The organism is Devosia sp., assembly GCF_965229025.1.
GTDB lineage: Bacteria > Pseudomonadota > Alphaproteobacteria > Rhizobiales > Devosiaceae > Devosia_A.
In genome coordinates, this window is sequence record NZ_OZ245853.1 from 1,165,946 (window position 1) to 1,178,475 (window position 12,530).

The 12,530-nt window shown below is 63.5% G+C and carries 12 protein-coding genes; 6 read left to right on the forward strand and 6 right to left on the reverse strand.

Features of this window, described 5'->3' with window-relative positions; all coding sequences use genetic code 11:
• Positions 1–31 precede the first annotated feature (31 nt).
• A complete protein-coding gene (locus tag ACO06J_RS05760) occupies positions 32–3,739 on the reverse strand; it encodes a vitamin B12-dependent ribonucleotide reductase (RefSeq protein WP_421759749.1) in 3,708 nt (1,235 codons plus the stop codon).
• Between the two features lie 714 nt (positions 3,740–4,453).
• Between ACO06J_RS05760 and ACO06J_RS05765 the strand changes: the two genes are divergently transcribed.
• The 4 genes from ACO06J_RS05765 (at position 4,454) to ACO06J_RS05780 (ending at position 6,521) form a co-directional block, all read left to right on the forward strand.
• Complete coding sequence (locus tag ACO06J_RS05765) at positions 4,454–4,879, forward strand: NADH:ubiquinone oxidoreductase subunit NDUFA12 (protein ID WP_421759750.1); 426 nt, start codon at positions 4,454–4,456, stop codon at positions 4,877–4,879.
• A 159-nt stretch (positions 4,880–5,038) separates the two neighbouring features.
• The gene (locus ACO06J_RS05770; RefSeq protein ID WP_421759751.1) at positions 5,039–5,512 is read left to right on the forward strand and encodes a DUF2155 domain-containing protein; all 474 of its coding nucleotides are present in this window, start codon (positions 5,039–5,041) and stop codon (positions 5,510–5,512) included.
• 68 nt (positions 5,513–5,580) lie between these two features.
• On the forward strand, positions 5,581–6,072 hold the full coding sequence (locus tag ACO06J_RS05775) for a GyrI-like domain-containing protein (protein WP_421759752.1): 492 nt from the start codon (positions 5,581–5,583) through the stop codon (positions 6,070–6,072).
• A 260-nt stretch (positions 6,073–6,332) separates the two neighbouring features.
• Complete coding sequence (locus ACO06J_RS05780; protein WP_421759753.1) at positions 6,333–6,521, forward strand: hypothetical protein; 189 nt, start codon at positions 6,333–6,335, stop codon at positions 6,519–6,521.
• On the opposite strand, the gene aat is transcribed toward ACO06J_RS05780, so the two are convergent.
• The 4 genes from aat to aroQ form a co-directional block, all read right to left on the reverse strand.
• A complete protein-coding gene (aat, locus tag ACO06J_RS05785) occupies positions 6,509–7,147 on the reverse strand; it encodes a leucyl/phenylalanyl-tRNA--protein transferase (RefSeq protein WP_421759754.1) in 639 nt (212 codons plus the stop codon). The genes ACO06J_RS05780 and aat overlap by 13 nt on opposite strands.
• Positions 7,148–7,233: 86 nt before the next feature.
• Positions 7,234–8,580, reverse strand: coding sequence for an acetyl-CoA carboxylase biotin carboxylase subunit (accC, locus tag ACO06J_RS05790; RefSeq protein ID WP_421759755.1), 1,347 nt, complete (start codon positions 8,578–8,580; stop codon positions 7,234–7,236).
• Between the two features lie 9 nt (positions 8,581–8,589).
• The gene (gene accB, locus ACO06J_RS05795) at positions 8,590–9,087 is read right to left on the reverse strand and encodes an acetyl-CoA carboxylase biotin carboxyl carrier protein (RefSeq protein ID WP_421759756.1); all 498 of its coding nucleotides are present in this window, start codon (positions 9,085–9,087) and stop codon (positions 8,590–8,592) included.
• An 11-nt stretch (positions 9,088–9,098) separates the two neighbouring features.
• Positions 9,099–9,533, reverse strand: coding sequence for a type II 3-dehydroquinate dehydratase (gene aroQ / locus ACO06J_RS05800; RefSeq protein ID WP_421759757.1), 435 nt, complete (start codon positions 9,531–9,533; stop codon positions 9,099–9,101).
• Positions 9,534–9,739: 206 nt separating this feature from the next.
• Between aroQ and ACO06J_RS05805 the strand changes: the two genes are divergently transcribed.
• The gene (locus tag ACO06J_RS05805) at positions 9,740–10,225 is read left to right on the forward strand and encodes a plastocyanin/azurin family copper-binding protein (protein WP_421759758.1); all 486 of its coding nucleotides are present in this window, start codon (positions 9,740–9,742) and stop codon (positions 10,223–10,225) included.
• 18 nt (positions 10,226–10,243) lie between these two features.
• Here the strand turns inward: ACO06J_RS05805 and ACO06J_RS05810 are convergent, their stop codons facing one another.
• Complete coding sequence (locus ACO06J_RS05810; protein ID WP_421759759.1) at positions 10,244–11,176, reverse strand: DsbA family protein; 933 nt, start codon at positions 11,174–11,176, stop codon at positions 10,244–10,246.
• Positions 11,177–11,309: 133 nt separating this feature from the next.
• Between ACO06J_RS05810 and ACO06J_RS05815 the strand changes: the two genes are divergently transcribed.
• Positions 11,310–12,473: a pyridoxal phosphate-dependent aminotransferase gene (locus ACO06J_RS05815; RefSeq protein WP_421759760.1), complete on the forward strand. Its 1,164-nt coding sequence runs from the start codon at positions 11,310–11,312 to the stop codon at positions 12,471–12,473.
• Positions 12,474–12,530 lie beyond the last annotated feature (57 nt).

Genomic DNA, 12,530 nt, shown 5'->3' on the forward strand with positions numbered 1-12,530 from the left:
GACCCATTTGTTACTTATTCGCAATGTATTATTAACTGCACCCGGTCGTGGTCCCGCAGTCCTCACAAACCATGCAGTGGCCGCTGACCTTCATCCGCATCGAATTACAGTTGCTGCACTGGTCGCCCGTGTAGCCCTGCATCTGGGCCTGTGACCTCAGCACGCCGAGATCGTGGCTCGGCGGGGGAGTCGGGATGGGGTTGAGTTCGGCGGCGTTGAGGACGCTGGGGCTGGTTTCGATCTTCAGGGCGGCTGCGGAACGCAGCGCGGTGACCGTGCTCGTCTGCATCGAGGCGACCGGGTTGAACTGCGGGGCCGGGGTGGAGGAGACCAGCATCAGGTTCTGGTCCTTCACCTTGCCGCGCGTCATGCCGCGGGAGACCAGCGACTGGGCCGGGACCGGGGCAGGGGCGTGGCTCTGGGCGCGGGCAGCTTCGTTGTCGCCCTTCGATAACGCCGTCGGCGAATCCGGGTTCACGTGCGCGAGGTCGTCGCGATCGAGATAGCTCACGGCGAGCTCGCGGAAGATGTAGTCGAGGATCGAGGTGGCGTTCTTGATCCGGTCGTTGCCGAGCACCATGCCGGCGGGCTCGAAGCGGGTGAAGGTGAAGGCCTCGACATATTCATCGAGCGGCACGCCATACTGGAGGCCGAGCGAAATCGAGATGGCGAAGTTGTTCATCATGGCGCGGAAGGCGGCGCCTTCCTTGTGCATATCGATGAAGATTTCGCCCAGGCGCCCGTCGTCGAACTCGCCGGTGCGCAGGTAGACCTTGTGGCCGCCGACATTGGCCTTCTGGGTGTAGCCCTTGCGGCGATTGGGCAGCTTTTCGCGTTCGCGGGAGACGCGTTCGACGATCTTTTCGACGATCTTTTCCGCGATCTGCGGCACGCGGGCCATCTGGTTGGCGGCGAGCAGGGTCTCGGTCGCGTCGTCCTCCTCCTCGTCCTCATCGGCGAGGAGCGAGGCGTTGAGCGGCTGCGACAGCTTGGAGCCGTCGCGATAGAGCGCGTTGGCCTTGAGCGCCAGCTGCCAGCTGAGGAGGTAGGCTTGCTTGGCATCCTCGACGGTGGCGTCGTTGGGCATGTTGATGGTTTTCGAGATTGCGCCCGAGATGAACGGCTGCGCGGCGGCCATCATCAGAATGTGGCTCTCGACCGAGAGGTAGCGCTTGCCGAGCTTGCCGCAGGGGTTGGCGCAATCGAACACCGGCAGGTGCTCGGCCTTGAGGTGCGGCGCGCCTTCGAGGGTCATCGAGCCGCAGACATGGATATTGGCGGCCTCGATGTCTTTCTTCGAGAAGCCGAGGAAGCTGAGGAGGTCGAAGTTCATGTCGCCCAGCTGCTCGGCGGTGACGCCCAAAGACTTCAGGAAATCAGCGCCCAGCGTCCACTGGTTAAAGATGAACTTGATGTCGAACGCCGACTTGGTGGCGCCGTTCAGCGCCGCGATCTTGTCGTCGGTGAAGCCCTTCGAACGGAGCGTCGAGGGGTTGATGCCGGGGGCCTGGTTGAGGTTGCCGTGGCCGACGGCATAGGCCTCGATCTCGGCGATCTGCGATTCCGAGTAGCCGAGGGTGCGGAGCGCCGGGGGTACGGCGTTGTTGATGATCTTGAAGTAGCCGCCGCCGGCGAGCTTTTTGAACTTCACCAGCGCGAAATCGGGCTCGATGCCGGTGGTGTCGCAATCCATCACGAGGCCGATGGTGCCGGTGGGGGCGATGACCGAGACCTGGGCGTTGCGGTAGCCGTGCTGTTCGCCGAGCGTCAGCGCGTCGTCCCAGACGGCCATGGCGCGGGTCGAGAGCGTGTCGTCGCCGATCGAGGCATGGTCGAGCGCCACGGGCAGGATCGACAGGCCCTCATAGCCCTCGGACTTGCCATAGGCGGCGGTGCGGTGGTTGCGGATGACGCGCAGCATGTGCTTGGCGTTGCGCGGGTAATCGGCAAAGGGGCCGAGCTCCTTGGCCATTTCGGCCGAGGTTGCGTAGGAGACGCCGGTCATCACCGCGGTGATGGCGCCAGCGATGGCGCGACCCTGGGCGGAGTCATAGGGGATGCCCGAGGTCATCAGCAGGCCGCCGATATTGGCGTAGCCGAGGCCCAGCGTGCGGTATTCGAACGAGCGCTCGGCAATGGCCTTTGACGGGAACTGCGCCATCATCACCGAGACTTCGAGGACCACGGTCCAGAGCCGGCAGGTGTGCTCGAAGGCGGCGACGTCGAAGGACGAGTCGGCGTTGCGGTAGGGAAGGAGGTTCACCGAGGCGAGGTTGCACGCGGTGTCATCGAGGAACATGTATTCCGAGCAGGGGTTCGAGGCAACGATCTCGCCGGCCTCGGGGCTCGTGTGCCACTCGTTGATGGTGGTGTGGAAGTGGATGCCCGGATCGGCCGAGGCCCAGGCGGCATAGCCGATCTGCTCCCAGAGGTCGCGGGCCTTGAGCGTCTTGGTGACTTTGCCGCCCTTGGTGCGGCTCAGAAGGTTCCAGTCGCCATCGGTTTCGACGGCGTTGAGGAACGCGTCGGTGACGCGGACGGTGTTGTTGGAGTTCTGGCCGGAGACGGTGAGGTAGGCTTCGCTGTCCCAGTCGGTATCGTAGACCGGGAATTCGAGGTCGGTGTAGCCTTGCTTGGCGAACTGGATGACGCGGTAGATGTAGTTTTCCGGCACCAGGGCCTTTTTGGCGGCGCGCACTTCGCGCTTCAGCGCGGGGTTCCTGGTGACGTCAAAGCAATCGTCGCCCGAGCCTTCGCAGTTGACGGCGGCCTTCATGATGGCCTTGAGGGCCTTGGAGACGACCTTGGAGCCGGTGACGAGGGCGGCGACCTTCTGCTCCTCCTTCACCTTCCAGTTGATGTAGGTCTCGATATCGGGGTGATCGATATCGACAACCACCATCTTGGCGGCGCGGCGGGTGGTGCCGCCCGACTTGATGGCGCCCGCAGCGCGGTCGCCGATCTTCAAAAAGCTCATCAGGCCAGAGGACTTGCCGCCGCCGGAGAGCTTTTCGCCTTCGCCGCGGAGGCGGGAGAAGTTGGAGCCGGTGCCCGAGCCATACTTGAACAGGCGCGCCTCGCGCACCCACAGGTCCATGATGCCGCCATCGTTGACGAGGTCATCGGAGACGGACTGGATGAAGCAGGCATGCGGCTGCGGGTGCTCGTAGGCAGATTTGGACTGCACGAGCTTGTGGGTGAAGGGGTCGATGTAGAAGTGGCCCTGGCCAGGGCCATCGATGCCATAGGCCCAGTGGAGGCCGGTGTTGAACCACTGCGGCGAGTTCGGCGCGACGCGCTGGGTGGCGAGCATATAGCAGAGCTCGTCATAGAAGGTGCGGGCGTCGTCCTCGCTGTCGAAATACTTGCCCTTCCAGCCCCAGTAGGTCCAGGTGCCGGCAAGGCGGTTGAAGACCTGGCGGCTATCGATTTCAGAACCGTAGCGTTCGGCTTCGGGGAGCTTGGCAAGGGCTTTCTCGTCGGGGACCGAGCGCCAGAGCCAGGAGGGAACGTCGTTCTCTTCGACGCGCTTCAGCACCTTGGCGACGCCGGCCTTGCGGAAATACTTCTGTGCGATGATGTCGGAGGCCACCTGAGACCAGGTCGAGGGCACCTGCATGTTCTCGAGCTTGAACACAACCGAGCCATCCGGGTTGCGGATCTCGCTCGTGGTCGAGCGGAAGGTGATGCCCGTGTAGGCGCCTTCAGAGGCCTTGGTGTACCGACGTTCGATGCGCATTCGCTATTCAATCCTCAATGACGCGGACAAAACCTGTCCGCCTGCCCCGATAATGCGGACAAAAATGGTCCGCTTGCCGCCAATTCGGCTCTGCCTCTAGTGCTGACGCTTGTCCAACCAGCCGCCGTAACGACCGAAAGCCCCGTTTGGTCCTGTGCAGGTCTGGTGCCCGCATTCGGATGCCAGTGGTGTCGCGTCACCCGAAAGGATCGACGCAACCCGCAAATGGTTGGCCTCTCCGTCCGAGTCGGTCAATGCCAGCATGTGATCGTGAGACACAACCCGTAGTGGCAGTGACCGATAATAGCGCCTAAATCCAGTGTGTCATATGTGAATTGCGGGGATAAGTTGGAAGGGCGATTCGTCGTTCCGGATGATCAATTTTCGCCTAATGCGGCTTTCTGCTTAGTGCCGGAAACGGGGCTAAGTGCAAGAGTTTCCGCCACTCTTTTGCCATTTTCAGAGGCGGCTTGAAGGTGAAGTGCGGGCGCTAAGCGAATGGCGATTTCCGGTGCAGAAGCTGTCAAGCGCATTTTTTCCTTCACAATTGTGGTGTCGATAGACAGCCCCCCGCCATTGCTCGACCCACCATAGCTAGTCTCCGGCTGCGACGGCGTGACGATGGGCTGGGGTCTAGGCGCATGGGTGCGCGCGTGCTAGAGCCTAGACCTAGAAAGCAGGCGATTTGGCCTCTAGCAAAACGGACGAGACGGCATGGAACGCGGCGGCTGGAAGGACTTCCTCATCGAGATCTTCGCCTGGTGGCGGGGCAACACGTGGGGCACGCGCCTGTGGCTGGCCATGAACGGCGAGTTCGTCGGCAGTGACGACAGCGGCAACCAGTATTACCGCGCCAAGAAGGGTTCCAAGGTCGGGCCTAACGGCTATGAGCGCCGCATGGTGGTCTATGCCGGTGGTGCGGCCGATTCGACCACCATTCCGCCCGGCTGGTACGGCTGGATGCACTACCGCACCGATCTTCTCCCCAGCGAAGACACCTATGTCGCCAAATCGTGGGAACTGCCGCACCAGAAGAACCTGACTGGTTCGCCGCTTGCCTATCGCCCTGATGGCAGCCTGCTGAACAAGGGTGAGCGTCCGCGCGTTAGTGCCGATTACGACGCCTGGTCGCCTGAATAGCGCGGCGATGTTCACGCCATACTGGCCTGCAAATGGCAACAGTCTGCGCTTCCGGTGCTCACGTACCGCAAGGTACGCTCCGCTCCGGTTCTCGACTGTCCCCATTTTCGGCTCAGTCTGACATGAACCTCACCGCACTATTACCGCCAGGCGCATGACGTGATCACAGCCATTTCCAAACTCTTGGCGCCCGCGCTGGTGAGCCTTGTGTTGGCGTCGCCAGCTTTTGCCGACACGATCGCCAATCCCGTTGCGGCGTTTTCCGGGCTCGACAAGATCACGGGGCGGATCACGCAGTTCGACGTCTATATCGATGAAACGGTGCAGTTCGGGGCGCTGCAGATTACGCCGCGGGCCTGCTACACCCGCCCACCGACCGAGGCGCAGCGCACGTCGGTGTTTGTCGAGGTCGACCAGGTGAGCCTCAAGGGGCAGGTGACGCGCGTGTTCACCGGCTGGATGTTTGCCGACAGCCCAGCGCTCAACGCCATCGACCATGCCGTCTATGATATCTGGCTGATGGACTGCAAGCAGAGCTCCGATGTGCCGCCGCCGGACAAGGCCGCGGCACCCGCTGATGCGGCTCCGGCAGATGCTGCGCCGACGGCCCCTGCTGCGGACAACCGCGGCTAAATCGCAATGGCGATCAAGCGGGCGGCGTCGCACCGGCCATACTGGCTCCCATCGGAAGGAGATCAGACATGCTCAGCGACCCCAAGATCATCACCCGGCCGGCCCAGCCGTTTGCGGCCATCCAGCTCGACGTTTCGCGGGCCGAACTGCCCCAGCACGCACCACAACTGATCGATGAGGTTGGAGGGTGGCTCGGGCGGCGGGGCGTGGCTCCCGTGGGGGCACCGTTCTTCAGCTACCTGCGCATGTATGGCGAGAGCATGCTCGATATGGAGGCGGGGTTCTTCACCTCGCGGCTGCTCGAGGCAGACGACCGGGTGCGCACCGGTGTGCTGCCGGGTGGGCGCTACGCCATGCTGCGCTATACCGGGCCGTATGACCGGCTATATGAGGCGCATATGGCCTTAGGGGAGTGGCTCGGCAGCCAGGGGGTCGATCCGATGCCGGAATCGGTGGCACGATACGATCACGTGCGGCTTGAACACTATGAAACAGATCCTGCGGATGTGCCCGATCCCGCCAACTGGATCACCGACGTGGCGTTCCGGCTGGGGGATTGACCGGGACGGGCAGCGCGGCGAGGCTGGTGTGACGGGAGGACGGCGTTGTGAACAGGCATGAGCCAGCCAAGCTGAAGGGCAGCGGGATCAAGATGCGGCCGCATTCGGTGCGCGGCCAAATGATCCTGCAATCTATGCTGCTGCCGTCTCGCGAATTGGTAGCAGACACGTTGAAGACGCTACCCTCTGACAAAAGAACTGAACTTGGAGCCCTCCGCAGTGCTCTGGCTGCCGAGGCTGGCACGGAGGCGTGTTGCCCGGTGACCACACAGCGCGAACTGCTGGCGATCGCCGAGACTGAAGTGGCGCGGCATGGTGGCGGGACGCCCGGCAGGGAATTGGTGCCGTTCTGGCGAGTGATCGATCCCGGGCGGCCTCTGGCGCGGCGGGTGGCCGGCGGCGCGGCGTTCATCGCGGCGCGGCAGGCCGAAGACTCTCAGGCTGACTGACGGTCGATGGCGAAGAAATCGCCCTTATGCTGCAGCGCGTCACCAAGGCGCAGTTCGTAATCCTCGCGGGGGATTTCGATGCCGCCGAAGGTTTTGAGGTGATCGGTGACGAACTGGGTGTCGAGCAGGCGGTAGCCGCCAGCGCTCAGGCGCTGGAGCAGATGCGCCATGGCGATCTTCGAGCAATCGGTGACGCGGTGGAACATCGATTCGCCGAAGAACGCGGCGCCGAGCGACAGGCCGTAGAGGCCGCCGACGAGTTCGGTGCTGTCCCAGACTTCGACGGTGTGGACAAGGCCGCGATCGAACAGGGCGCCGTAGAGGCGGCGGATTTCAGGGTTGATCCAGGTCGAGTCGCGGTCTTCGCCCTCGGTGGCACAGCCTTCGATGACGGCGGGGAAATCGGTATCGACCCTGATGTCGAAATCGCGGGTGCGCATGGTCTTTTTGAGGCTGCGCGAGATGTGGAAATTATCGAGCGGGATGATGCCGCGTTGCTCGGGGCTGACCCAGAACAGGTCAGGCGAGTTCTCGTTTTCCGCCATCGGAAAGATCCCGGCCTGATAGGCGCGGATGATCAGCTCCGGCGTGAGATCGATGGCGAACGGATCGGCTTTTCGGGACATAAGCGGAATATGGAACGCGACGTGGCGGCGGGCAATGGCGCATCTGGCGCAAATGAAAAAGGCGGCACCGGAGCGCCGCCTTATCGTCAGGCCTTGTTGGCCGCGAGGTATTTTTCCAGCCAGTGAATGTCGTAGTTGCCGGCGATGATGTCCGGTTCCTTGATCAGGCGCTGGAACAGCGGGAGGGTGGTCTTGATGCCGTCGACGACGAACTCATCCACCGCGCGGCGCAGGCGCTGGAGGCACTCTTCGCGGGTGCGGCCGTAGACGATCAGCTTGCCGATCAGCGAGTCGTAGTAGGGCGGGATGGTGTAGCCGCCATAGACCGCGGAATCGACGCGCACACCGACGCCACCGGCCGGGTGGTAGAAGCTGATCTTGCCCGGCGATGGCGTGAAGGTCTGCGGGTCTTCGGCGTTGATGCGGACCTCGATGGCGTGGCCGGTGAAAGTCACGTCCTGCTGCTTGAGGCTCAGCGTTTCGCCCGAGGCGACGCGGATCTGCTCGTAGACGAGGTCGACGCCGGTTATGCGCTCGGTGACCGGGTGCTCGACCTGGAGGCGGGTGTTCATTTCGATGAAATAGAACTCGCCGTCCTCGTAGAGGAACTCGATGGTGCCGGCGCCGGAGTACTGGAGCTTGCGCATGGCGGCGGCGCAGATTTCGCCGATCTCGGCGCGCTTTTCGGGCGAGACAGAAGGGGCGGAGGCTTCTTCCCAGACCTTTTGGTGGCGGCGCTGCAGCGAGCAATCGCGGGTGCCGAGGTGGACAGCATTGCCCTTGCCGTCGCCCATCACCTGGATTTCGATGTGGCGCGGCTTCTGCAGGTATTTTTCGATGTAGACGGAATCGTTGCCGAACGCGGCCTTGGCCTCGGTGCGGGCGGTGGAGATGGCGATGGCCATTTCCTCGTCGTTGCGCGCGACCTTCATGCCGCGCCCGCCGCCGCCGGCGGTGGCCTTGACGATCACCGGGTAGCCGATGGTGTTGGCCAGCGCGATGGCTTCCTCGGGCGTCTTGATCTCGCCTTCGGAGCCGGGGACGACCGGGATGCCGAGTTCGATCGCGGTCTTTTTGGCCGTGATCTTGTCGCCCATGATCTCGATATGGTGCGACGAGGGGCCGATGAAGGTGATCTTGTGCTCGGTCAGGATGCGGGCAAAGCGGGCGTTTTCCGAGAGAAAGCCGTAGCCGGGATGCACGGCGTCGGCACCGGTGATCTCACAGGCGGCCATCAGGGACGGGATGTTGAGATAGCTGTCCTTGGCCGGCGGCGGCCCGATGCAGACACTTTCGTCGGCGAGGCGCACGTGCATGGCGTTGGAATCGGCGGTCGAGTGGACCGCGACCGTGGCGATGCCGAGCTCCTTGCAGGCCCTGAGGATGCGGAGCGCGATCTCGCCGCGGTTGGCGATGAGGACCTTCTGGAACATGGTGCCGCCTTACTCGATGACGACGAGCGGCTGGCCGTATTCGACCGGCGTGGAGTCATCGACGAGGATGCGGCTGATGGTGCCCGAGCGATGCGCCGGGATCTGGTTCATGGTCTTCATGGCCTCAATGATGAGGATCGTCTGGCCCTCGGACACCTTGGTGCCAACGGGCGCGAAGGCGGGCTTGCCGGGCTCGGGCGACAGGTATGCCGTGCCAACCATGGGGGAGGTGAGTGTACCGGGGTTGGACGCGAGGTCATCGGCAGTGGCAGCAGCGGCTGCTGCGGCGACGGCGGAGGCCGATGGCGCGGGTGCTGGAGCAGCGGCGGGCGCCGGGGCGTAGGCGGGTACAGCGACCTGCTGCACGGCCTGGTTGGCATAGGAGCGTGTGACGCGGACACGGAGATCCTCACGCTCGATTTCGATCTCGGCCAGGTTCTGCTCGTTGAGCAGCTTGGCGATCGCCTCGATGAGGTCCTGGTCGGAGTTGGAAGACGCCTTGGTCATTGTTGAGCCTCTTATAGTTTTTCGGCCAGTGCGCGAAGAGCCAGCTTATACCCGGTCGCGCCAAGCCCGCAAATCACGCCAACCGCGACAGCGGAGATGTAGGAGTGATGACGGAACGCCTCGCGGGCATAGATGTTTGAAAGGTGCACCTCGACCACCGGCAGAGCGACGGCGCGCAGCGCGTCGGCAATGGCGATAGAGGTGTGTGAATAGCCACCGGCATTGATGATGATGGCGTCGGACTGGCCCAGCGCCTGCTGGATCCAGTCGCAGAGTTCGCCCTCGCGGTTGGTCTGGCGGCACTCGACGGTAAGCCCGAGCGCGGCAGCTTCGGTGGCGATCATCTGCTCGATGTCGGCGAGCGTCTGAGACCCATAGGTCTTGGGCTCGCGGATGCCGAGCATGTTGAGGTTCGGCCCGTTGAGGACGAGGACGCGTTTAGCCATGGTTCGTGCCTTTTGCACCGCCCCCCCATTTGGTGCAAGCGCGGCGCGGAGTAATGCACGAAAAAGGGCGGAAGTGGGGCGCAGACCGCGTCAAAGCGCCCGGTCCCGATTCAGCCTCGCGTCAGGATCGGCCTCTAGGCGCTCCGCATCCGGTCAATCCAGGCCGGCCCCGTTCCCTCCCTGGGCGGGTGAAGAGGAGTTTATTCATGGCCACACACCTGAAGTCCGTCGCCTCGCTGGCAATCGCCGCGAGTCTGAGCTTTGCAGTTCCGGCTTTTGCCGCCACCACCGTTCACGTCAAGCTCGCCGATCAGAACACCGACGCCGCGCTGGCCGGTGACATGGGCATGAACATGAGCGCCGACATGAGCCAAGCCATCATGTTCGTGACGGCGGACACGCAGACTGTGCCAGCGGGTGAGGTGACGTTCGAGGTCAGCAACGACGCCAAGGGCTTTGTGCATGAGATGATCGTCGCCGAGGCGCCTGTCGGCGGCAAGCCGCTGCCGTATGATCCGAAGACCGACCTGATCGAAGAAGATGCTGCGGGCGCCTTGGGCGAGGTGTCGGAACTCAATCCGGGCAAATCCGGCACTGTGACGCTGGACCTGAAGCCGGGCCACTACGTGCTGTTCTGCAACCTCAAGGGCCACTACATGGCCGGCATGTGGACGACGCTGACCGTTCAGTAAGAGGGCGCGCGCGACCGGTCAGCCTGGCTGGCCGGTCGTCTCACACGTGGTGGACCCGCAGGCGCGCATGTTAGAAATTCGGAGTTTCAAGGCTTCGATGCCGACGGCGCCAGGGATGATCTCATCGCCGATGATGAAGGTCGGGGTGCCGGTGATCTTGAGCTTCTTGGCGATGTCGTAGCTCTTGTCGAGGACGGCCGTGACCTTGGGCGTGTTCATATCGAGCTGCAGGGTGACCGGGTTGAGGCCCAGATCCTTGGCGGCGCTGAGGGCGGTATCCATGTTGTTCTGGCCCGAGCCGGTGAACAGCTTTTCGTGGAAGGCCCAATAGTCGACCTTGGCTTCGCTGACGAGCACGGCGACGCGCGCAGCATCGACCGAAGCGGCGGAGAGGATCGGGAATTCCTTGAGGATGACCTTGAGGTTCGGATCCTCATCGAGGAGCTCGGCCATATCGGGGAGTGCCTGGCGGCAGTAGCCGCAATTGTAATCGAACATTTCAACCAGCGTGACGTCGCCCTTGGGGTTGCCGAGGACGATATGGTCCGGATCGTCGTATATTGCGGTCTGCAAGTCGGCGAGGGCTGACTTGGTCTCGGCCTTGCGGGTTGCGGTGATCTCCGCCTCGAGCGCGGATGAGACGCGCTGCAGGATGCGGGGGTTCTTGAGGAGATAGTCCTCAATCATCGGGTTGAGCGTTGCAGCGTCGATCTGCGCGACGGACTGCGCGGGGGCAGGCGCCGGCTGCTTGGCGAGCGCGTCGGTGATCATGGCCTCTATTGCAGCCGCATCCGGTGACGCCGCGGGCTTGGGGGCGGCACTGACCACCTCGGCGGCAATGGCTCGTACCTGGTCGGCATCGAGCGTTGCCGGGCGATTGAGGAGCGTTGACCCCAGCCCGCCGGCAAGCACGGCAACCAGCAATCCAAGGGCAATCGTCAGGCGAGACATAGGCACTCCGTCGGCGTGAATTCGCTCAAGCTCTAGCAGAGTAAGCCGGAATTGCCACCGCGCGGTTAGCGGCGTCGCGCGGATCGCTTCAATTCTAGTTGAGGCGGGCGCCGGATTTGTCTAGCCAAGACAGATGACCGACCCCATTGCTTCTGAAAAGCTCACCGGCCTTCGTCCGTTCTACGTGATGGAGATCACCGCCCGCTCGACCCTCGTTGAAGCGAGCGGGCGAACAGTGTCTCACATGGAATCGGGGGAGCCCGGGGCGCCGCCGGCACCGGCAGTGCGTGCGGCGATCGCGGCGGCGCTGGATTTTCCGCAGAAGTATACACACTCGTCGGGGCAGATCGAGTTGCGGCAGGCGTTGGTCGGCTACTACCGCACCCAGCACCGGGTCGAGGTGGATGCCGGGCACATCATGGCGACGATGGGTTCGTCGTCGGGGTTCATCCTGGCGTTTCTCGGTGCCTTCGGCCGGAACGCGAAGATCGCAGTGACGCGGCCGGGCTACCCCGCTTATCTCAACACGCTCGACGGGCTGGGTATGCAGGCGGTGGAGATCCCGATCACTGCGGAGTCCGGTTGGCGGCTGACGGCGGCTGATGTCGAGGCGGCGTACGCGAAGGAGAAGTTCGACGGGCTGCTGTTTGCCTCGCCGGCGAACCCGACCGGTGCGGCGGTGACGCGGGAGGCGTTGTGCGAGATCGTCGAGGTCTGCGCGAAGCTTGGGGTACGGTTGATCTCGGACGAGATTTATCACGGGCTCGACTATCGCGGGCCATCGGCCTCGGCGCTGGAGTTCACGCGCGACGCGATCATCATCAACAGCTTCTCCAAGTACTATTGCATGACCGGCTATCGGATCGGCTGGATGGTGCTGCCTGAAGAATTGCTCAACCGCACCAGCATGCTGCAGCAGAACCTCTTCATTTCGGCGCCGACGCTGAGCCAGATCGGGGCGCGGGTTGCGCTGGGGGAGCGGGCCTATTCGGAGGAGCAGAAGGCGCAGTATGCGGTGAACCGGCATGTGCTCGCCGAAGGGCTGGCGCAGTTCGGGCTCGCGTCTGCCAATGAGGGCGACGGGGCGTTTTACGCCTATGTCGATTTCTCGCGCTACACCAACGACTCGCTGGCGTTCTGCAAGCAGTTGCTGGACGAGGTGGCGGTCGCCGCGACGCCGGGGATCGATTTCGACCGGCTGAACGGGCACCGTTTCGTGCGGTTCTCGTATGCGGGGACGCGGGCGACGATCGATGAGGCGCTGGGGCGGCTTGAGGGGTTCTTGAAGGGGCGGTGAGGGGGTTCGCAGCAACTGTCGGAGCGAGTGGCCCCCACCCTTGATCCCTCCCCACGA

Bases quoted from the DNA above. Each gene is read 5' to 3' on its own strand.
- ACO06J_RS05760 (WP_421759749.1), bottom strand. From the start codon at position 3,739: ATGCGCATCGAACGTCGGTACACCAAGGCCTCTGAAGGCGCCTACACG.
- ACO06J_RS05765 (WP_421759750.1), top strand. From the start codon at position 4,454: ATGGAACGCGGCGGCTGGAAGGACTTCCTCATCGAGATCTTCGCCTGG.
- ACO06J_RS05775 (WP_421759752.1), top strand. From the start codon at position 5,581: ATGCTCAGCGACCCCAAGATCATCACCCGGCCGGCCCAGCCGTTTGCG.
- aat (WP_421759754.1), bottom strand. From the start codon at position 7,147: ATGTCCCGAAAAGCCGATCCGTTCGCCATCGATCTCACGCCGGAGCTG.
- accC (WP_421759755.1), bottom strand. From the start codon at position 8,580: ATGTTCCAGAAGGTCCTCATCGCCAACCGCGGCGAGATCGCGCTCCGC.
- accB (WP_421759756.1), bottom strand. From the start codon at position 9,087: ATGACCAAGGCGTCTTCCAACTCCGACCAGGACCTCATCGAGGCGATC.
- aroQ (WP_421759757.1), bottom strand. From the start codon at position 9,533: ATGGCTAAACGCGTCCTCGTCCTCAACGGGCCGAACCTCAACATGCTC.
- ACO06J_RS05805 (WP_421759758.1), top strand. From the start codon at position 9,740: ATGGCCACACACCTGAAGTCCGTCGCCTCGCTGGCAATCGCCGCGAGT.
- ACO06J_RS05810 (WP_421759759.1), bottom strand. From the start codon at position 11,176: ATGTCTCGCCTGACGATTGCCCTTGGATTGCTGGTTGCCGTGCTTGCC.
- ACO06J_RS05815 (WP_421759760.1), top strand. From the start codon at position 11,310: ATGACCGACCCCATTGCTTCTGAAAAGCTCACCGGCCTTCGTCCGTTC.